Origin of the sequence: Bacillus sp. ISL-34 (assembly GCF_018613325.1) — a bacterium.
Lineage (GTDB): Bacteria > Bacillota > Bacilli > Bacillales > DSM-1321 > Peribacillus.
Genome location: NZ_JAGGQJ010000021.1, coordinates 99847 through 121585 on the forward strand (window position 1 = coordinate 99847; position 21739 = coordinate 121585).

Consider the following 21739-nt stretch of genomic DNA (forward strand, 5'->3'; position numbering starts at 1 on the left):
TTTTTGTTCATATTCTGAAAGACCCTTCCTATTCTTTGATTTTGAATAGTATATGCGGGTTTTCCATTAAATATCATAGGAAAGGAAAAACCCCTTCCCTTCTTATAAAACATTTTTTAACCGGCTGAAGCGTGCAGCTTTTTCTTTTTGTTTCAGGATAATGCGTTCGTTCTCTTTCATCACTTTTTTAGTGTGGGGACTTAAACCTACATCGGGTATTTTTACCTGTGGTTTGATTACGGCAACTGACACGTCATTGCCGGCTTTATCATAAATGCTCATTTATCCTCACCACCTGGTTTTTGTTTTATGACCATATCGAACATCATGATTAATAATGCTATTAATAAACAATCGACTTCTGAAACGAAGCTTTCCGATTTAACGTCAAGGATATAGGGTTCCATCAAAATACTTACAGGCTGTAACGCCATTTTTTCTTCATCATTATAATACGTATCTTCTCTTTCCAATGTAGCACGAATGGTACTGCCATTCAAGTTCGGATGCCCATTTATCACCAATTGCTTGTCCTGTTCCGTTTTGAAAGGAAGGATTTTCACGTTCATCCCTTCCTTTGCTGCATACGCTTGAAGGAGAATGCTCAAATATGCCAAGTATTCCTTATTCGTTTGATAATACTCAGGTATTCCTTCCTTCTTTAGGAGATGAAACATATTTTTGACCTTTTCCCTATTATCCGTTAAAAGTTTGTCACTTTCCGCAACGGCCTTTGTTGCATAGGACAGCTCGTTATCGCCAATCTTCGATATATACATGCTCAAGAACACGAACATATCAATCAGGATGAATACGATAGCCATAATCAAGAAATTTTCCCACTCATTAAAAATGCTCATCGGATAGAAATTCCAATAAATCAAAGCTCCCAGTATAAAAATGATATACCAGGTTTTTCGAATCGCTTCAATCCTTTTACTAACCTTGTCTTTATATTTCCAAGAAAGAATGACATAGGCTAATAAAGCAATAAACACTACCCATACAAAGACTCTGAAAAACATTAACAATCGATTTATCCCCCTACCCTTCGCTGCTACATTGCTTATCCCGCTCTCTATATTATTCATTATATATACCTCTATTCCCTGCCTAAGACGGGTGAAACTTAAACAGTTTTCACTAGTCGAAAAAACACTCCTCCCAATATGGGTTTACAGTTACTGAATCATATGTTTCAGAATCCATTACCCTTTTTTTCAGAAGGGTATATCTTTATCATTTTTCTTGTGGGACATCATAGTAAATAACCTTATATATTCTGTGATATGATATGTTTTAATAAAAGGACTGATTAATATGGGAGGAAGCTATCATGATGAAAATTATTAAGTTCTTCATTTCTTCTTTTATAATATTGTTACTTTTCCTAAATCTCTATCCTCCACTTGGAAGACGGACAAACAAAGAAAAATTGAGAAGTTTCACTACAAAAGAGAATTTTTCCAAGGGAAAATTCCAAAATCAGATTCCAGCCAGTCAGGCGATGAGTCTTAAACATACGGGTTCCATTTTACGTGATTTCATAAAACCTAATCCAAAAAGAAGACCCGACCAGCCAATCGTAATTGGAACTATAGAATCTGGATCTATGAATTCCAATAAAATCACCTGGTTTGGTCATTCTGCATTCATGTTGGAGTTAGATGGGAAAACCATTTTAGTGGATCCCATGTTTGGCAAAGCACCCACTCCCTTTCCTTGGTTTGGGAACAAACGCTTTAGCGGGGAGCTGCCTATTGATTTGGATATGCTGCCTCCTATCGACGTCGTCCTGCTCTCACATGATCACTACGATCATTTGGATTATTTCTCAATAAAGAAATTAAAGGATAAGGTCAGTCAGTTCATTGTCCCACTCGGTGTCGGCGGACATCTTGAAAGATGGGGCGTTAAACAAGAACTGATTCAGGAGCATAATTGGTGGGATGAAGTTTCATTCAAGGAATTGCAATTTGTTTGTACGCCTGCAAGGCATTTTTCTGGAAGAAGTTTACGTGATGGCAATACGACACTTTGGTGTTCTTGGGTGATTAAAGGAAAACAAGAAAAGGTATTTTTCAGCGGCGATAGTGGATATGGCAGCCATTTTAAAGAAATCGGCGAAAAGTACGGACCTTTTGATATAACTTTAATGGAATGCGGCCAATATGATGAACGCTGGTCAACCATCCATATGATTCCAGAAGAATCCGTTCAAGCACATATCGACGTACAAGGAAAACGGATGATCCCCATTCATTGGGCTGGTTTCACATTGTCTTTTCATGACTGGACAGATCCAATAGAACGGGTAACAAAAGCGGCCATTGATCATGGCGTCCAGGTCTGCACACCACAAATAGGCGAACCAGTAGTGATAGGCTCAACGGATTTCCCTCAAACAAGATGGTGGAAATGAAAATGGTCCATCCCATTAGGAATGGACCATTTTCATTCATTCACATTTTCCCCTCATTATATTCAAGATTCACTTTTATTGAATGCTCTTTCTTCACTCCAAAATAATTCGTGCCTATTACACCTAAAATGATTAGTATCGACCCCAGTATATCGTAGATTGTAATCTTTTCATTTAGAATGAGGGCTCCTGCTGCAATCGTGACAACAGTGGAAAGATTTGCAAACACACTCATTTGGGACGCTTTGATTTTTGATAAAATCGTATTGGATAATAACGAAGTGACCAATGAAGCCAATATTCCCAAATACAAAATGGAACTGATGAATTCCATGCTCGACCATGGTGTAAAGAATTCCGCCATCGTTCCTTGTTTTAAGTGGGTGAAGAGAGCGGCCACGTTAAAAATGACAAAGCCTGTTCCCATCATGAAAAAGGACATTTCACCTGGTGTATAGTCCTTGGCAAGTGAACGGGTCATCGTTGTATAACATGCAGTTGCAATACAGGATAGCAGGATCAACACCATCCCAAGCATGTCGGAAAAATTGATTGTGCTCCCTTTCATCACAAAAATAAAAATGACCCCAACTACCGACAAGACAATCGAAAGTTTTTGATATAAAGATGTTTTCTCCTTAAGGAAATAACCAGCTATCATCAATGTTAGAATTGGGGTGACGGCAGACAGAATTCCAGCATCGGTGGATTGCGAATACTTAAGTCCGAAAGTTTGAAAGGCAAAGAAAAGAGTTGGGAATAACAAAGATAACGGAACAAGATTTTTAACCGACTCCCAGGAATAGTTCACCTTAATGACTTTAACGGCGACCAGGAATAAAATGATGACGAAAGAAACCGTGAACCTGAACGCCAAAGTATCCAGCGGATTCGATTCTGCAATCGCAATTTTCGTGAATAAGAAAGATAGTCCGACAATACTTGAATGAAATAGCGCTAACATGTATGCGAATGTTCGGGTTTTCATGGCTGCAACTCCTCAACTAGATTACTATATTCCTATTTAGGTATAGTACCCTTTGCATCTGTATTGCAATCCAAGTTAGAGTTAAAAATAAATTTGGCATTTTTTTAAGCTAAACTGTTCAACTATCAGCACAAACAAGCTCATAAAATATCTTTTTATAGATCATTTTCATACCTTAATGGTGATCCCTCCAGTTAACTTTCAATTACTAAGAACTCTGTAAAGTTTGATCATTTATGTTTCATATATGATAAAATTTCATCGAGAAAGAGAGGTATACATATATGTTAGTTACTACCGTAATATTCCTTATGGCTGGTCTAGCGGAAATTGGCGGCGGTTACCTTATTTGGCTTTGGTTAAGAGAAGGTAAATCCATTTATCTAGGTTTAGCCGGAGGTTTCGGGTTGGTGTTATATGGCATCATTGCAACTTTCCAAACGTTCCCTACTTTTGGACGTGTTTATGCTGCATATGGCGGGGTTTTCATTGTTTTATCGGTTTTATGGGGATGGGGCATTGATAAGAAAACTCCTGATTTATATGATTGGATTGGAGCTGTAATCTGTTTGGTCGGGGTTTCAGTCATTATCTGGGGCCCTAGACAGTAAAAAATTAAAGGGCCTTATGCCCTTTAATTTTTTTTACCAAAATCCCCACTTGTTGTTCGACCGATCTTCATTTAAACATATTTATACAGTGATTCAGCTTGGGTGACATTATATCAATTTCTTTTCCTGCCTATTTGCGGTCATGTTGCTGAAATTATCCTGAATGAACCAAATCGCCACTGCTGCAATGATGCATGGTATGGCAAAAGCTAAAAAATTGACTTGCAATGATAACTTCATATCAAGCAGGACCCCACAGAAAGTAGGAGCGAGTATTCCGCCAATTCTGCCGATACCCAACGCCCAACCGACACCTGTAGAACGTATTTCATTCGGATAATACTGGGATACATATGCATTCGTTACGATTTGTGTACCTGTTGTCGTACCTCCTGCAATGGCAATCAGTATATAAAGCATGATCATGCTAGGCTTGAAGCTCAGCATCGTAAGGGTAATGAATCCAATAACCAAGAAAGTAACCAGAATCCGCTTGGAACCATATTTGTCCGCAAGCTTCCCTCCAACGATCGCTCCAAAAACTGCTCCAAGGTTCAATACGACTAAGAATGTCAGGCTTGAACCTAATTCATATCCTGCCCCTCCCATGATCTTTGGAAGCCATGTACTCAAGCCATACATTACGAACAAACACATAAAAAATGCAATCCAGAACATGAGGGTGCTTAAAGTTCTCCCATTTTTGAATAACTGTTTAACTGGAAACCCTTTCATTTCACTTTTGTGTTGCTCCTGAAGGACATAATGATCATTCATGGTGTATTGCCCGTCTACATTCACTTGATTCAGAACGTCCACCAATTTGCTTTTTTTGTTATTTGTCATGAAATAATTTATTGACTCGGGCAACAATTTATACAATATGGGCATGAAGATTAATGGGAGTGCACCGAGCCAAACCACTGCCCGCCAACCAAAATTCGGAATCAGATACATCGCTCCCATTGATGCGACAACTCCCCCTAGAGCGTGCCCGCTGAACATGATCGCGACCAGGGTACTTCTAAGTTTTTTAGGGGCATATTCAGTAATGATTGCAATTAGGTTAGGCATGACTCCTCCCAAGCCTAGTCCTGCGATAAAACGTTGTATTCCAAAAGATGTTGGGACATCTGCGAAACCTGAAGTAAATGTAAATACGGAAAAAATGACCGTACAAATCAAAATGACTTTCTTTCTGCCGAATTTATCGGCCAGCGGTCCAAAGACCAACGCTCCTATCATCATTCCAAACAAAGCATAGCTGCTGAATAACCCTGCCTCTACAGCAGTTATCCTCCACTCCGCCATCAAAGATGGCAGGATCGTCCCAAGCATGAACATATCATACCCGTCACAGATGATAATAAAGATACAACATAATATAACCTGCAAATGAAAACGGTTAAATTTTTGTTCATCCACCATTTCAGACACTTGGATCGTGCGCATTTCCTTCCCCTCTTTCTGCTTTTCCTTTTGACGTAGTCTTAAGGATGTCTCTATTTTTTTGGTTCGAGCTTACATTTAATTACAAATGATAATGTGTCACAAAGATTAATTATACGTATAAAGAACTAAGTTCACTATATATTAACTTAATCTTTAGAATATTGTCAATAATCAAAGACAATTAGCCATTTTAATCAACAAAAAACCCTCTTATTAAAGAGGGCTCAGACTGTAGTCAAACTCGAAGAAAAGCCAGCTTATCTACAATTTTTTTCTTTATAACGTTTCAGTTGATTTCAGAAATCCGCTCCCTTTCCGCCAACTGTCTGCCAAGCCTCATCAAAGCAAGCGTCTTGGTGTCTCGAACTAGCCAGTTTTTCTTACAGGAGTGTCACAAATATTATCAATCTTGTGCCGTATAAAACAGTAAAAAATCAGGGGAGTATAACCAAGTCTTGTTTTAAAATCATGAAAGGGGATGAGACCATTCCGAACCTATTTTTTGAATATTCAGACTACCGCCTGTAAACCTTCCTGTTTCTGGAGATATTAACCTTGACCTTACATACTAGTATGTTGGCCACCCTTGGGAATCCCAGTTTAAATCGTTTATTAACAGATTGGGTGAACCATTTGCTAAAGCATCATATGCATGTCTGACTATAATATTATTATTTAAAATGTCCGAATGTCCAGGGCCCTTCCATCTGTCGTTCCCTGCATCAAAAATGGTCCCTCCGCCATTCATCCTATTCATACCATTTTTATCATAGTACGGACCAGCTATGCTTGTCGATCTGCCAACAGCCATTTTATATGTGCTGTTGACTCCCTGGCAACAATTATCAAAGGATACAAATAAATAGTAATAACCGTTTCGAAATATGATATTAGGCGCTTCTACAGCTCCGTTATTATTTGGTCTAGAAGCTATAGAATATATCGAGCCTGTAGGTTTCATTGTATTTTCATCGAGACGAGTTAATTTAATGCCACTCCAAAAAGATCCAAATGAGAGCCACGGATTTCCATCCTTATCTATAACTAGGTCTCCATCTATTGCATTATAGTTATTGGCTGTTGTGGATCGAATCACTAAACCATCATCTCTCCACTGACCAGAAGTTATGCTAGTCGTTGAAAGCAGACCTATTAAAGAAGTATTGGAACCAAACGATGAAACCGAGTAATACATCCAGTAACGACCATTATAATAACTGATATCAGGCGCCCATTGATTACTTTCATGATATGGAATGTAATCTTTCCACCAGGATGGAGAAGTTGGAAAAACATTAGGCGCTTTGTTCCACTCATTGCCATTCTCAGAACGTAGCACCCTGATTCCATTCTCACCTACTAACCCCGTCCCAAATGTATACCAGGTATTCCCTTCTTTAATGATCGATGGATCATGAATAAGCGTATCACCGGTTAATGACCAATTACTGGCTAATGCAGGGTTACCTGCTGAGAAAGTTATGAATAAAGTAAATATCAATACTGAAAATGTTTTGGACTTTCCCATAATTCCCTCTTCCAAACACTTGAAAACGCATACATAATTTATGATAATCTTTTCATCAACTGGTTCCCAATTGGAATACAACTCATGTTTATTAGTTAGTTGCGCTATAAAGGGGCGGTTTAATTTCCATTTGCATTTTTTTGTCATTTGATAGAGTAAAGTAAGAAATAAGGGTAACAAGTAAAACAACTGCGCTTAAGCAATAATATGTGTTTTGGAAACCCATGAATGAATACATACTACCCGCTACGGAAGAAAAAATAGTAATGGCACTCTGTTTCGCAAAATTAAATGCCAGTAAATAAATGGTTGCGCTTAGTCTAGTATCAAATACTCCTGTAATGTATTTAAAAATGGAAACTAAGAGTAAGGGCATTTCAAAAGCTGCAATCAACCTGAATATCGATAAGAGAACAGGGCCCGTAGCTATTGCACTTCCAAAAATACGAACGAAAGTTAATACACCGAAAAGAATGAGCCCATTTTTAGCACCCATTTTATTTACGATCACAGGGGCAAAAATCATTAATATGGCTTCAAGTCCAACTTGAATGGAGACTAGCTTACTAAATATATCCGTTCCATATTCTTTAGAAGAAAAGAATTGTACATAATAGTTAGGAAACTGTTGATCGAACACATCATATATGGCGGCCGTGCCGATTATTAAGAATGAAAGGTACCAGAAGTTCTTTATTTTAAATATCGAAAGAACAGCTTTTTTACTAATTTCATTTCCTTTATCCTTCGAGCCTCCTGACTTGATATGGTCTTGACCTTCTATTTTAGCCATAAATAATAAGACAGCTAAAAAAACTGCAGCACCTGATGCAAACCAAAAAATTGAATTAGGGTTTTTTACAAACATTACTCCCCCAATCAATGAGGCCGTAGCCCCTGCTATAGATCCGAATAACCTTACCCTGCCATATTCAAAACCATTATTACGACTCACTCTTTCTATATAGGATTCAACAACCCCCACCCCGCCGTTGAATACTGCACTAAGGTATACGCTTCCTATAATTGCTCCTATAACTATATTCGCTTTAAGTAATGGGGCATAAAGGAAGCTGAAGAAAGGCCCCATGAACATTAAAAGGATTACGACGACCCAAAATAAGTTTTTTTTGAATCCCAATTTATCTGAAATGATTCCTAAAAAAGGTTGATAACATAGTGCAATTAATGACATCGATGAAAAAACAATGCCTGTTTCACTTGGGTTAAGTCCGGCAACATCTTCTAACCATAATGGGAGGAAACCAAGAACGATTGCCCAAATAATAAAGTAAAAATAAAATAGTCCTCCAAAATTCCAAAAACCTTTAGAAACATTCATATAAAGTCCCCTTTACGTATTATATAAGACATGCATTTGAATGAATTTAACCTGCTAAAATGCAAGCGAATCTTTCCACGGCATTGTAGAAAGATTCCAAGCTGAATTTTAATATTTCATCACTAGCTTTTACTTTTACTTTTATTTACCTCATCCGGTAATGGGATCCCAAAGTTTGGAGAGCCATCCTGGTTCCATTTAAATGCTTGTGCCCGTGTATGGCGATTGGGATCATACAAGGGATCCCCTTCAATTTCGGCATAATTACGAGCATGGTAAATTAAAATATCTTCGCTCCCATCCTCTGAAACTGTAAAGCTATTATGACCTGGTCCATATTGTCCATTTTCCGGTGCACTTTGAAAAACGGGAGTTGGAGATTTAGTCCAAGAATCAGGGTTTAACAAATCACTATCTTCCTCAGCCGTAAGTAAACCCATGCAATAATTATGATCTGTTGCACTGCATGAATAAATAATGAAAACCTTTCCATTTCTTTTAAGCATTGCTGGACCCTCATTTACATGGAAACCAATGGTCTCCCAAGGTAATTCAGGCCTTGAAAGCATTACCTGCGGACCCTTAATTGTCCAAGGGTTTTCCATTTCCGCAATATATATATTGGAATTACCTTTAATGTTAAAATCCCTTTGAGCCCATACATAATATAAAATACCTTTATGTTCAAAAGTGGTAGCATCTAATGAAAAAGATTCCCATTCTGTCTTAACTTGTCCCTTATGTATCCATTCTCCCTTTAATGGATCAGGACTTTCATTCTCAAGTACAAACATTCGGTGGTCGAACGTTCCGTTTACTGGTTGGTCGGTTCTCGCCGCAGCGAAGTAGATGTACCATTTTCCCTTTATAAAATGAAGTTCTGGAGCCCAAATCAGTGAGCTTTGCGGTCCAGTCTCATTTTTTCTCCAGACAGTAATAGCCTCCGCTTTACCTATTCCTTGAATAGTTTTAGATCGCCTGATTTCAAGTCGGTCATATTCTGGTACGGATGCAACAAAATAATAATAGTTATCCGAATGCTTATATACCCAAGGATCTGCTCTTTGTTCAACAATTGGGTTCTTATAAGTTTGCATTGTATTCATATTTTAGTCTCCTTTTTGTTTACCTCTACTCTTTGAATCTAGTTGCATTTATCTATTTCGATAACGATTTCTGAAATTTTTTCATGACGGCTAAGATCACCCCCCCCTATTGGATATATATAATATTTTTTGCTCCGCCCGATAAATCTTAGATAAATAAATCTATAATTCATACGGACTAATTTTATAAAAGTAAAAATATTCTTAATATTTATCCGTACAACTAAATAATAATTTGTCTTTTTAAAGATGTCAACGCTTTCTTTTGTTATTATTTTGAAAATCCAGATGAATATATCGCATAATTTATACGTACATCTTATAAAATTCATTTGAACCTTGATTCGTTAAATTGAAAGGTGAATGGTGACACTGAGAAAAACCATTTCTAAATCGAAACCTTTATGCTAACTATCTTGTCTATAATCCAAGCAATTATAAAACCACTTGTGAACAGAAATCACTTTCCCATTAATGATAAGTTTGCTGTGACTCGAGACATACAATTTTCCCACTCCGAATACCGATGGGCAAATTATTAAACTAAGGATTGCACCATTCTTGATGCGCATAAAAAAGCCCTCTTATCAAAAGAGGGCTCAGTTTGTAGACAAAAGGGGGTCAGAACTTGAGGTGATGAGGATGCTTTTTAAACATGATAACTTGATACGCCCGTGTTTCTTTTCAAACAGGTCTGTATCTTTAAAGCGTCGCTCAAAAAAGACTGTAGGTACGAAACAACTGATTCAAAGCAACACCTTCAACTCCTCAGGTAGGGTTCCTATCTAAATTTATAAAAGTTGATTGGAGAGGAAGGTGCGAGACACCTGCGGGAAAGCGCGTCTAGGGATACCCCCGCAGGCACAAACCGAGGAGGCTCCCGGAGCGGCCGCCGAAAGCGAGTGTTTTACGTACCAATCAACGTTCAAATTGTATAAGCCATAAAAAAACTGTAGTCCAACCCGATTTTCATCGAGTTAGACTACAGTCTGAGCCCTCTTATCAAAAGAGGGCATATACCTAATATAGGTCAAACTTCCAAGGCTTCTTTACGCTTCCTTTTCCTTGATTCTGTTATAAGATCATAACCAAGATAAAGGATGATGGCTCCGCCTAACAATTTAACATATAACGGAATGTCCGCTACAAAGAAATAAATCATAGAGAATAATGTCCCTATAATGCTTAACCAAAAAATTACATGTTTTAAAATTTTCAAAGTAATGACCCCTCACAAAAGATGAGATTAATTTATAGTTCGCTCCACTTTAAGGAGGAATTAATTATCCATACCATTATTCTAACATTTATTCTTTATATTAAGAGTGACTTGCATTGCGAAATTATGAACATTTAAGCAACTTTTTTCAAGGATAGGTCAAGCCATAGAGAATTCCCGGAAAATCTTTACACTTAATTCTTGTCAATTTGCAGTTTTCATAAAGACCCATTACTACGGCATAAAAGGGCAATAAAGCAAAAATGCATGAAATGACAGCGAGTTTATTCCTGCACTGCATTTCATGCAATTAATTTTACAAGACGTTCCTTTTATTGGATTCTACAACCATTTCTTCAGTTGGTTCGGAATGATTATGCTTATAATAAGCCATTTTTGCAGGAACGAATGATAAAGCAACGGCGGCAATGAGACCCGGAATAGCGAAGGCAAGGAAATTCATTTGGATGGGTAGCGCGATGGATAATAAGAATCCGCCGAGTATAGGCCCAAGCATACCTCCGATCCTTCCGATTCCAGATGCCACCCCTAATGCCGTCGATCTAATATTTGGCGGATAGTACTGGGAAACATAGGCTTGTACAAGGTTTTGGGCACCAATGGTACAGGCTCCTGCAATCGCTACCAAAGTGTAAATGACGAAGGAGCTTCCGCCCATTCCCAATAGCGTCAAACTGACTGCCCCAAGCGCATACAACGGCACAAGCATTTTCTTGGATCCATAGCGATCACAAAGTTTAGCGATGATAAGCGTACCTACGATAGCGCCCCCTTGAAGAACGATCAAGAAACCTAAGCTTGAATTCAGCGCATACCCTGCCTCGATCATTAACTTTGGTAGCCATGTATTCAATCCATATACCATCAATAGGCACATGAAAAAGGCGATCCAGAACATCAGTGTGCTTAGGGCGCGGGAATCCTTAAACAATCCAACAATCGGCATATTCGTATCTGTTTTCTTCACTTCCACAAGTTCATCCTTGATGTCGAAATTACTCTCCGGACTGACCTTGGATAATATCCTGATCAATTCTTCTTTTCTGCCAATTCTGATCAAATGCGTCGAAGCCTCTGGTAAACGCTTCATCATGAAGGGCAAAAATAACAGTGGTATTCCTGCAAACCAGAATATTGATTCCCAGCCTAGTGAAGGCATAAGCAATATTCCCAGTATCGGGGCAAGCATCCCTCCGAATGAGTAACCGCACAAAACGATTGAAACGACCATGCTCCGCATCGTTTTCGGTGCATAATCCGTCAATAAGGCAATGACGTTCGGCATGATTCCCCCTAGCCCCAATCCCGCTAGAAATCGGAAAGTCGAAAACATGGTGGGCGTGTTCGCAAATCCACATAATAGCGTAAATAAACTAAATAAAATTAGTGAAATCGCTATTACATTTTTTCTGCCGATCCGATCTGCTAATGTACCAAAGAAGATCGCACCGAACATCATTCCAAATAGTCCATAGCTGCCCATAGCCCCCGCTTCCACGGAAGTAAGGTTCCACTCCTCCGTCAATACCGGGACGACCGTCCCGTAAACGACGAGGTCATAGCCATCAAAAAGGATAATGATAAAACACCATGCCAGCAATCCAAAATGAAAACGATTGAACTTACTGTTGCTAATTACCTCGGTCGTATTAATTTTAGCCATAAAATTTTCTCCTCTCTAGGTGACTGCAATACTTCCATCCAATTGATAGCGCTTTCGTAATCCTTTTAAAAAACATCGGCTCACCATTATTTTATACAAATAGTGAACCGAGTTATCTAATTATTATTATAAATGCTAATTATCTGATATTTCAACAAAAACTTTCATCTATTTTTCATAAATATCTTAATGTTTTCTGTTGCTATCGTTAAATACAAAATTATTGAACATGCGTAAAAACAACAAAAAACCAGTTCCGATAAGGAACTGGTTTCTAATTAATAAAGTAGTAAGCCGCCATTGCCGTATTCAAGTAAGAAAGTTTTAAACCACCACTCCTCAAAGTGGGTGTTTGCAGAAACAATCCTGTTGTCCAAGTCAGTGACGAGGCATAACATTCCTGTTTCAATATAAAACTCCCTATTACAGCTTAAAGGTTAAAACTTAATTATCATTACGAACAACGCAGCTTGTATAGTTATAATACCGAAATATCTTTAATTTTGCAAGTTTAATCATTCCCAAGCAACAAAAAAATTTCTTGTTACACTTAAGCAAGTGTAGCCAAATTAGTCACATGCCCAAAAGGCAAAACTAATGGCGGCACTCTGATTTCACTTACCATCCCCCACTTTCATTGATATCTTATTAAGGAATAGCATACTTGGGTAAGTAATATTTTTAGATAGAATGCGCAAGATAAAATTGGACGGAAATGAAAGTGTTTGTCTTGTGAAGATCATCGGTTGCTGAACTTAATATATCCTAAATAACATTTGCAAATACATGGAAGGAGTCTATAATATTAACTAACAGATTTGATTGGAGTGACTAGATATGCTTTCAAACATTGGTTTTCCCGGTTTAATTTTAATCCTTCTTTTAGCTTTAATTGTTTTTGGACCGAACAAGCTACCTCAAATCGGACGGGCAGTCGGCACCTCGCTTAGGGAGTTTAAGAATGCAACCAAGGGAATAACAGAAGAAATACAAGAGGAATTCAAGGATGACGTACAAGCTGCAAGAAAAGAATCGATAAAATGAAAAAGACGCCTGCACGCAGCAGGCGTCTTTGATGCGTTTGTGGCGCAGAACCGTCAGGCCACATCCCGACGTTTAGCTAAAAGCATGTTCTTCGACTTACACAAATTAGCTCATCGCTTTATTAATATAACATTAAACTTACTTTATTTCAAGTAAATTATTGCACAGCCTGTTAACGTGACTCCTTGGTATTGATTTTGATCCTTATTTTCAAGGTTTGTTTTTATCCTATAAACCGTTTTGGGCTTTTAAGAAATATTCTATCGAGTTGTTTATTAAAATACAACGATCCCCATTAAGCCGGTATCAAACAGAATCGTTGAACTTCATTACAAGTTCATTGTCAGTTGAGTCAATTGATCCGAGGAAACGGCCACTTGATTGAACGCTTTATTAATTTCATCGAATATATCATTCAGTTCTGTCATTTCCTTGGTGATCTTAATATTCTGCTCTTTAACAGAAAGCATGGACTTGGATATATCTGTAAAAAATACACCGGTTTCTTTTCCTTGTTTCGTACCTTTGGTAATTTCCCCGTTAACCATGGAAATTGATGTGTTCATAACATTGGTAAAATGAGCAATTCCATTAACCAGTTTCACTACTTCCGAAACTGATTCCTTGGTATTTTCTGAAAGCTTCCTTACCTCACCAGCCACAACTGCAAATCCTTTACCATTTTCGCCAGCTCTTGCCGCTTCAATCGCTGCGTTCAATGCCAACAGATTCGTTTGCTCTGCAATTGAAGTGATGATCGTGACTATTCGTTCAATTTCCTTTGAAGTATTGGAAAGCTGTTCCATATCTTTTGAGATGATCGTCATTTGCTCCTGCGTTTTTACCAATCTTTTCTCTAATCCTTGTAACAGTTCGACTCCTTCTTTTGATTTTCCCTCTGCATGTATCGCAATCTCTGACCCCTTTTGTGTGTAATCATGAATTTCGACTACCTTATTTGCCATTAATTGAGTTGCTGAACTAGTCTCTTGACTGATTGCTGCCAACTCCTCTGCATTATGATTGACATTCAGTTTAATCGTTTCTTTTTCCGCTTGGGTTTTTTGACGAATCTTCTCATTTTCAAGTTCATAAGCCTCTAAAACGATTTGCTGCTCTAAATTAAAAATTTTAGTGACGGCTAGAATGTTTGCTTGATATTGCTCAATATTCTTTATATCGGAAAACACATGAATGATTAATGATTGCAATAAATCCTGAAAGGCACTCATATACCATTTTGGCTGCAATCCAATTCGCACATGTACTTGTGCGATAATATAACGTTGTTTAATATACGCATCATCAATGGTACCGCTAAACATTTCGAACAAATGCCGATGCAGTGTCTTTTTCAACCTATCAACAGAACTATTGTCCGAAATGATTTTCATTAATGAGGGTTCAGTTTCTAGATTTTTATAGAAATTCCCTACAATTTGGGTCAAATGTTCTTTTACTCCGTCTTGTAAAGAACGTATTATGCATAAATCCCCGATCGTCAAATGAATCATGTCCACTTGATTCAATACGCTAGGATATTCCCTGATATCTATACTTACATGTTCCTTATATTGCATATAGTCTATTGAATCTATCTTTTGTTTACTTCTCCATATACTTTTCATGATTGAATCGCCCCCAATTTTTCTACCTATATATACTATTTCGTCATAAAGTCTGAAAATCTTAAATCACTTGGATAAATCCCCCTTCACACAAGACTTATGAACTAAATATTCCAAATAAAAAAACACTCCAGGGAGTGTTTAAGAAGAATTTTCAGTTGATTTAAATCCGCTCCCTATCCGTCGACTGTCTACCAAGCCTCATCAAAGCAAGCGGCTGTGGGGTCTCGGCTAGTCAGTTATTCGGCAGGAGTGTTGCAAATCTCTTCAATCCAATAAGAGTTACAGGAAAAAACCATTAAGGATAATCAAGTCTTGTTTAAAATCATGGTTCGGGATGAGTGCATACCGAAACCCTTTTGTCTTCAAGCTGAAACACTTCAGAAATTGTCTTTTTCAATGATCATTTTCCTGTTGGTTAAGATTGGAATGCTTACGGGAATAAGTGAAGTAAATGACGACTCCGATAGCCATCCAGATCAAGAACCTTATCCATGTATGACTCCCCAGCTGAACCATCAAGAATACGCAAAAAACGATTGCCAGGCCTGGAACGAGCGGTACAGCCGGACAATAAAAAGCACGTTTCATATCCGGTCTTGTTTTCCTTAAAACGATGACCGCTATGGAAATCATCGTAAACGCAGTCAATGTCCCAATGTTGACCAACTCAGCCAATTCACCAAGCGGGATGAATGCTCCCAATAAGGCCGCTATCAAACCAAATATCCACGAAGCCGCATATGGTGTTTTATATTTTTTATGAAGTTTTGATAAGGATTTTGGCATCAGCCCATCACGTGACATCGCAAACATGATTCGGGTTTGTCCATACAACATAACCAAGATCACCGTTGTCATTCCGAGGAAGGCACCTAGATCGATGATTCCTGCAACCCAATTTTGGCCTGCGCTTTGCAAGACCAAAGAAATCGGGTGGTCAAGGGCCTTGCTGAATTGTGCATACGGTACCACACCTGTCATGATTAAACTTACGGCCATATAAAGCACTACACAAATGACCAATGAACCGAGAATTCCGCGCGGCAAATTCTTACCTGGATTTCTTGTTTCTTCCGCCGCAGATGCAACTGCATCAAAGCCGATGAAGGCAAAGAACATTAATGCGGCAGTTGAAAATACCCCATCGATTCCAAATGGCATGAATGGCTGCCAGTTTTCCGGTTTCACATAATAAATAGAAGAAACGATGAACAACAAGACTACCAACACTTTAATAACGACCATTATATTATTGATTCTAGTCGTTTGTTTCGTACCTATGGAAATCAAAAAGGTAATCGCCATGACTATCAAAAAGGCTGGTAAGTTCATATAAGTCGTGACACCTTCGACCGAACCCGGTGCTGCCGTTAATTTCTCAGGAAAGTTAATCCCGAATCCACTTAAAAATGATTGGAAATAGCCCGACCACCCCGCAGATACGGCACTAACAGCCAATAAGTATTCAAGGATTAAATCCCAGCCGATTATCCAAGCGGCGAATTCACCTAAAGTTGCATAAGCATACGTATAAGTCGAACCTGATACCGGCACGGAAGCTGCAAATTCTGCATAAGAAAGTGCAGCGAATAAACAGGCAAGACCAGCAATGACGAACGATATTGAAAGTGCAGGGCCGGCATTCACTGCACCAGTGCCTGTTAGAACAAAAATGCCTGTCCCAATAATCGCTCCAATTCCTAGCATAGTTAAATCCCAAGCACCTAGTTCCCGTTTCAATCCCTTACCGCCGGAACCTGCGTGTTTCAACAAGTCCTCAATGGACTTCTTTCTAAAAATACTCATCTTCTCTCCTCCATAATTTTAAAAACTATTCTGAAAATTATAAACAAATAAATTCACTTACGATTTATATCTAAGAAATTTCGACAAATTTCTACAATCCCTGAATTATCTGACTTTCAAATTATATGTATTAACCTATTCACCGTCAATGGTTTATTATTGTAAAATTCTGTTTTTGTTTATTATAAGCTTAATTACCCAACAGAATTAACTATCAATAACAATGAATGATTAACAATTCATTATTGTAATATTAATAAAGTAGCTATTGAAGTATTTACTGCATTCCAGTAATTTGGTTCTTGTAAAAGTTCTAATATTTTTAATTCTATAGAGAATCATTATTTATTTTTATCTAAGTATTATTATGAAATAACACACCAAAATTATTCCGATCATTCATGCACCAATCGTTTGACGGAATCAAAGTACATCACTATACTTATTAAGTCTTAAAAAAAGTACGGGAATTATGCTTAATAATTGAAGAAGGTGACATTCATGGATTTTGCGATTACCTATCTGTCTTTTTATTTAATCCAAGTCGAAGGCAAAGGCGATCAGGCTGATAAGCGTTTTAAACATTTCCAAACTCTTGATACTGAAGAATACGAAGAAAGTCCTCTAAAGGATTTTTTAGATGGGGAATTGATGAAGATTTCCAAACGGAAAGTCGACCGTCATCCAAAAACTGAACAAATACCGACGAAAATCGGTTCTTTTATTGTCGAAGAAGGACATGCACTTGATTCCAACCCTAATTACAATGTATTTAACCGTGTTCGATATGCAAAAACAAAACAAGAATTCCAAGAGGAAAATGAACAATTCACGCGGTCTTATATTGATACAAGTGCCGTCCGTGGCGGTGTCTTCATAATCGCATCGGCAAAATTAACGAAATATCTTGATGAACCATTCGTTTTCTTATTAAAATGTGATTTCGAGCCGAAAGTTGCTTCCATTTCTGATGAACGTACCCTGATTAGGCACGTTGAAATGGCAATCACCACTAAAAATATGAAATCCATTCAATACCCCTACATGCCCGAAGAAGGAATGGTCGAAGAAGGCGAACTGAAAATCCACCAGGCTTCACATGCACGCTACTTCGAGGACTTTTTGAAATTCGTCGAGTATGGCGAGTCGATGCCGGAAATCATGAAAAACCAGGTCATCCATATGGTCCATGAACATGTATCCGCTCAATTCGAAGAAAACAGTGACGAACTGCAGAAATTCGAACAAGACCTGGAAATCTGGGAAACAAGCGATAAACGGGAAATCCAGGAACGCCTTGAAACTCACCAAGTCGTCGAAGCCACAGCCCAGATTGTCGAGCATACACCTGAAGCCGAACTGCGCATGAAGCTTGGCAGTACATCCATCAAAGGACTTCTAGCCGATTTCGGCGAAAGCATCCATTTAGGCAAGATTAATGGGAAGTATGTATTAATGATAGAATCCGATACAATAGAATTCGATAAAGGTGTATCACCGATTGAATTTCATAGGCCGGATGATTTGATGGAGATTGTGGAGCGGATTAATAAGAAAAGTGTTGGGGAGTAAACAGGGAATGGTGATGATTTGTGGTCATTGATGGAATCATTAAAACTGTGCCATATAAGGTTATCTGATCGTTTGTGACCAAAATTGTGATCAATTTACGCTCTAAAATCATGTTAATAAGGGTTTTCTTTAATTAAGTAACTTAAAATATTAAATCAAAAAAGACAGTGAGCTAATCTTTGCTTACTGTCTTTTCGTTTATAACTAAATAATAAGTTATTCAGTTGTTCCCATTGCTAATTCTTCTTTATAGAAAAGGAATAACCCTAAAAAAGACAATAAGAAACTACGCCCCTTGATATGTATTTTAAAAATCTTACAATTCCTGTATCCCTCATTCTTAGCTACCATTTGGGATTTTCTAATTTTAATTTCTTTCTTCTATTTGTTTTATATACTCTGCTGCCTTATTGCATTGCCCAAAAATTTTAATAATTTTCTGTGGCATGAAAAAAGGCGCACCATTTATAAAAAAATCAGTGTTTATATTTTTTGAGATAAATTCATCATTTACTTCTTAATTCCTTAGCGAAAAATTCGATCGAGAAAAGTTTTCTTTTTCTCAGGAGGCACAGGAAGAAAGAAACGATTCTTACTTGTTACATCAAGATAAGGCGTTAATATGTCAGTCTTCTCCGCTACAGAAGTTGCGGTATTTAACTGTTCTTCAATTTTTGCAAAATGTTTTGCTGTTGAGCCTTTTGACGTATAGACAAAACGCCCATCTGGGAATTTTTGTGACTCTGTTGTTTCTTTTTCAGTATATGCATGGACAGACGGACGTGCCCAAAAAACATTCTTCCGCACCATACGTGCAGGACTTCCTGCAGCTGCTACATTTGATGGAAGCGATTTTGCCACGAGTGACTTTGCACCTAAAATTGAACCTGTACCAACTTCCACTCCTTTTAGAATCATGACGTCCTGCCCAATCCAAATGTGGTCACCTAAGTACACACTCTTTGTTGAGTTAATCCTTTTTCGAGTTGTTCCATCGTAGATTAAATGTGGATCTGCCAAACGAACGACTACACCACTTGAAAACATATTATCATCACCGATGAATAGATTCTTTTGCTCAGAGAGAATAAATCTCGCTTCTCCATTAAATGAATAGTTGCGACCTAGGAAAAATGTATTGTCATTCCAAACATTGACTCTCATCGTTGCTTTGCGATTGGATTTCCCAATGATTATGAGCGAGTTGTTGCCATTAAAATTTAGCGTTGCATTTTTAAATTCGGCTCCACGTTCAATAATTAACCGATTTCCTTCACCAATAAATTTGATTTTACTATTCACAAACGAAATCTCATCTTCTGTATTTCCTATAAAGAGTATCCCATTATCCGTTTCTGGTTTCTGTAATATATCTGAAATGATTTCCATACTTTTCGTACCCTCTTTTTCAAAGTGTTTAAAACGTTTTCATTATACCTCATTTTTCGCTCAACACAAAGACCGCCTAAGAAAACCTAGGGAGATGTAAAGCTTGAAGCCTCCCGATTTACGAAAAAAGGGTAATGGTAAAGTTATTTTTTTCAATGAACTGAGAACAGGATGATCTTATTAAATCACTGAAACGGAAGATTAAGAAATTTGATAATAAACAAATTAGGGGCCGAATTAAAGTGGCTCTTGCAGTGGAAAATAAAAAATTTTAAATTAATTTAGAGATCACGATGCTCTCCCCTCCCTGCTAGTTAAATACTAGGGCTTTTTCTTTTGGTATTGCGCCATTATGCGGAATTGGAAATTAAATTGCATTTTCTATTGACTAAACGTTCATTCAATAATAAAATAAAACTGAAAATTCAGTTAAAATCGGAGGGGTTGCATTGGATTTACATTTCGAGATTACTGGCAATGGTCATCCTGTTGTTCTTATTCATGGTGGTGGGACTGATTTGAGGCAATGGACATTTTTAGCATCTCATTTATCTAAGAATCACAAAGTTATTGCTTTTGATGGCCGTGGTGCTGGTAAATCACCATCCCCTATAAAACATGCAAACTATGTTGACGATGTACTGGCACTGATGGATTACCTGGAACTTAATCAGGCAACGATTATTGGCCATTCCATGGGCGGCCAGATTGCAACTGATTTCGCACTTAATTTCCCTCAAAGAGTATCGAAACTTGTATTAATTGCTCCTTCTTTAACTGGTTTTCCCTATTCAAAAGAGTTTGAACAATATCATAAAAAGATATTGGAAAGTGCCCCCAATATAGATAAGATGTTGGAGCTTGCCCTTCATTCCCCAACATATCAAGTTGTTATCAATAGTCCGCATAAAGATCTCACTGTCCAAATGCTCAGGCATCATTTCGGGCGCATGCTTAAGTGGCCAGCTGATATCTGCATGAAATGGCCTCATCCGCCTGCAATGGATCGATTAGGAGAATTGAACCCAGAAACGTTATTTTTTATCGGCAAAAAAGACTTGGCAGACAATTTTCGGGTTGCCGATTGTTTCCGTAAGGTACCAAACATCCGTTTCATTGAAATAGAGGATGGCGATCATATGCTGTCCCTCACCCACTCTGAAGTTTTATATCAAGAATTCACTGCTTTTATGGAGGATTGAAGTTAAAATGCCACGTACACCCGAAGAAAATGACCGCATTCGCCAAGTATCCAAAGAAAAAATTCGCGCTGCTGCCATGGAGTTATTTATGAAACAAGGATATTACACTACTTCCATTAACGATATAGCCAAGAAGGCGGACATTTCTAAAGGGTTACTCTATAACTATTACAAAGGAAAAGAAGAACTGCTTTCTGAAATGGTCGAGACGAGAATCAGGGAAGTGGTTGAAGTCATGGAAGAAGCGTTCACCTTAAATACACCTCGTGAACAGCTCGAACATATAATCATTGGTGCCATTGATAATATCCACAAAAAACCGGAAGTCCATCGCTTCTATCTACACCTGCAAACCCAGCCAGCGGCTGATGAAGAGTTGATAAAATACAGTCATCTCATCATTGAAGAAAATGCTAGACAATTCGAGTTTCAATGTAAAATATTTGAAAGCATGGGTGAAAAGGAACCAAGGAAACGATCGTTATATTTTTCATCTGTACTACAAGGTATTATGTTGATGATATCCACCTATCAACAAGGGTTTCCGGTAGAAGAAATAAAGCACCAGATTATAAGGGAGTTTTGCAACTAGTCTGCCGTTTAATAGGTCATATCCTAAATAAAAATTAAATGAGGAACTTCAACAATCGGGCGCTGAAATGGAGTAAATTATGCCTCAAATAGCTAATTCTTTATCTTGGTCGGATGTTCCCAATTCTAAAAAATCTCTTCAGAAATCTATC

Annotated in this window: 17 protein-coding genes, 1 other RNA gene and 2 pseudogenes; 6 read left to right on the top strand and 14 right to left on the bottom strand. The window is 37.9% G+C overall.

All coding sequences use genetic code 11. The annotated features are described in order from the left end of the window. Positions 1-102 precede the first annotated feature (102 nt). Both J7E52_RS14990 and J7E52_RS14995 read right to left on the bottom strand, forming a co-directional pair. On the bottom strand, positions 103-282 hold the full coding sequence (locus J7E52_RS14990) for a hypothetical protein (protein ID WP_063593490.1): 180 nt from the start codon (positions 280-282) through the stop codon (positions 103-105). After that, the gene (locus J7E52_RS14995) at positions 279-1091 is read right to left on the bottom strand and encodes a type II toxin-antitoxin system SpoIISA family toxin (RefSeq protein ID WP_214747919.1); all 813 of its coding nucleotides are present in this window, start codon (positions 1089-1091) and stop codon (positions 279-281) included. Before J7E52_RS14995 ends, J7E52_RS14990 begins: the two co-directional genes overlap by 4 nt. A 245-nt stretch (positions 1092-1336) precedes the next feature. Here J7E52_RS14995 and J7E52_RS15000 point away from each other — a divergent pair, with 245 nt between their 5' ends. After that, the gene (locus J7E52_RS15000) at positions 1337-2422 is read left to right on the top strand and encodes an MBL fold metallo-hydrolase (protein ID WP_309476894.1); all 1086 of its coding nucleotides are present in this window, start codon (positions 1337-1339) and stop codon (positions 2420-2422) included. A 40-nt stretch (positions 2423-2462) separates the two neighbouring features. On the opposite strand, the gene J7E52_RS15005 is transcribed toward J7E52_RS15000, so the two are convergent. Continuing rightward, positions 2463-3410 (bottom strand): DMT family transporter, encoded by a 948-nt coding sequence (locus tag J7E52_RS15005; RefSeq protein ID WP_214747922.1) that lies wholly within the window; start codon positions 3408-3410, stop codon positions 2463-2465. A 284-nt stretch (positions 3411-3694) separates the two neighbouring features. On the opposite strand from J7E52_RS15005, the gene J7E52_RS15010 reads away from it, so the two are divergent. After that, on the top strand, positions 3695-4021 hold the full coding sequence (locus tag J7E52_RS15010; RefSeq protein WP_207441038.1) for a YnfA family protein: 327 nt from the start codon (positions 3695-3697) through the stop codon (positions 4019-4021). 108 nt (positions 4022-4129) lie between these two features. Here the strand turns inward: J7E52_RS15010 and J7E52_RS15015 are convergent, their stop codons facing one another. From J7E52_RS15015 to ssrS, 7 genes are all read right to left on the bottom strand, one after another. Next, on the bottom strand, positions 4130-5473 hold the full coding sequence (locus tag J7E52_RS15015; protein WP_214747925.1) for an MFS transporter: 1344 nt from the start codon (positions 5471-5473) through the stop codon (positions 4130-4132). A gap of 568 nt (positions 5474-6041) precedes the next feature. Further along, positions 6042-7001: an arabinan endo-1,5-alpha-L-arabinosidase AbnA gene (gene abnA, locus J7E52_RS15020; protein WP_214747928.1), complete on the bottom strand. Its 960-nt coding sequence runs from the start codon at positions 6999-7001 to the stop codon at positions 6042-6044. Between the two features lie 91 nt (positions 7002-7092). Beyond that, a complete protein-coding gene (locus J7E52_RS15025) occupies positions 7093-8343 on the bottom strand; it encodes an MFS transporter (protein ID WP_214747930.1) in 1251 nt (416 codons plus the stop codon). Positions 8344-8465: 122 nt separating this feature from the next. Further along, positions 8466-9449 (bottom strand): glycoside hydrolase family 43 protein, encoded by a 984-nt coding sequence (locus J7E52_RS15030; RefSeq protein WP_214747933.1) that lies wholly within the window; start codon positions 9447-9449, stop codon positions 8466-8468. Between the two features lie 1030 nt (positions 9450-10479). Then, the gene (locus J7E52_RS15035) at positions 10480-10668 is read right to left on the bottom strand and encodes a hypothetical protein (protein WP_214747935.1); all 189 of its coding nucleotides are present in this window, start codon (positions 10666-10668) and stop codon (positions 10480-10482) included. A gap of 316 nt (positions 10669-10984) precedes the next feature. After that, the gene (locus J7E52_RS15040; protein ID WP_214747938.1) at positions 10985-12352 is read right to left on the bottom strand and encodes an MFS transporter; all 1368 of its coding nucleotides are present in this window, start codon (positions 12350-12352) and stop codon (positions 10985-10987) included. 287 nt (positions 12353-12639) lie between these two features. After that, positions 12640-12827: non-coding RNA, 6S RNA (gene ssrS, locus J7E52_RS15045), on the bottom strand. A gap of 362 nt (positions 12828-13189) precedes the next feature. On the opposite strand from ssrS, the gene tatA reads away from it, so the two are divergent. Further along, positions 13190-13396: a twin-arginine translocase TatA/TatE family subunit gene (tatA, locus tag J7E52_RS15050; RefSeq protein ID WP_214747941.1), complete on the top strand. Its 207-nt coding sequence runs from the start codon at positions 13190-13192 to the stop codon at positions 13394-13396. Positions 13397-13725: 329 nt separating this feature from the next. Here the strand turns inward: tatA and J7E52_RS27425 are convergent. The 3 genes and pseudogenes from J7E52_RS27425 to bcaP form a co-directional block, all read right to left on the bottom strand. Further along, positions 13726-14196, bottom strand: a pseudogene (locus J7E52_RS27425) (methyl-accepting chemotaxis protein); the annotation flags it as partial. A gap of 288 nt (positions 14197-14484) precedes the next feature. After that, positions 14485-15024: pseudogene (locus tag J7E52_RS27430) on the bottom strand (protoglobin domain-containing protein); the annotation flags it as partial. Between the two features lie 396 nt (positions 15025-15420). Then, positions 15421-16833: a branched-chain amino acid transporter BcaP gene (gene bcaP / locus J7E52_RS15060; protein ID WP_214747947.1), complete on the bottom strand. Its 1413-nt coding sequence runs from the start codon at positions 16831-16833 to the stop codon at positions 15421-15423. A 501-nt stretch (positions 16834-17334) separates the two neighbouring features. On the opposite strand from bcaP, the gene J7E52_RS15065 reads away from it, so the two are divergent. Then, positions 17335-18405, top strand: coding sequence for a DUF3900 domain-containing protein (locus J7E52_RS15065; RefSeq protein ID WP_214747949.1), 1071 nt, complete (start codon positions 17335-17337; stop codon positions 18403-18405). A gap of 525 nt (positions 18406-18930) precedes the next feature. Here J7E52_RS15065 and J7E52_RS15070 read toward each other — a convergent pair. Next, complete coding sequence (locus J7E52_RS15070) at positions 18931-19794, bottom strand: acyltransferase (RefSeq protein ID WP_214747951.1); 864 nt, start codon at positions 19792-19794, stop codon at positions 18931-18933. A gap of 449 nt (positions 19795-20243) precedes the next feature. Between J7E52_RS15070 and J7E52_RS15075 the strand changes: the two genes are divergently transcribed. Together J7E52_RS15075 and J7E52_RS15080 are read left to right on the top strand one after the other, a co-directional pair. Next, positions 20244-20996, top strand: coding sequence for an alpha/beta fold hydrolase (locus J7E52_RS15075; RefSeq protein ID WP_214747953.1), 753 nt, complete (start codon positions 20244-20246; stop codon positions 20994-20996). 7 nt (positions 20997-21003) lie between these two features. Beyond that, the gene (locus tag J7E52_RS15080) at positions 21004-21588 is read left to right on the top strand and encodes a TetR/AcrR family transcriptional regulator (protein ID WP_214747956.1); all 585 of its coding nucleotides are present in this window, start codon (positions 21004-21006) and stop codon (positions 21586-21588) included. The last annotated feature ends 151 nt before the right edge of the window (positions 21589-21739 follow it).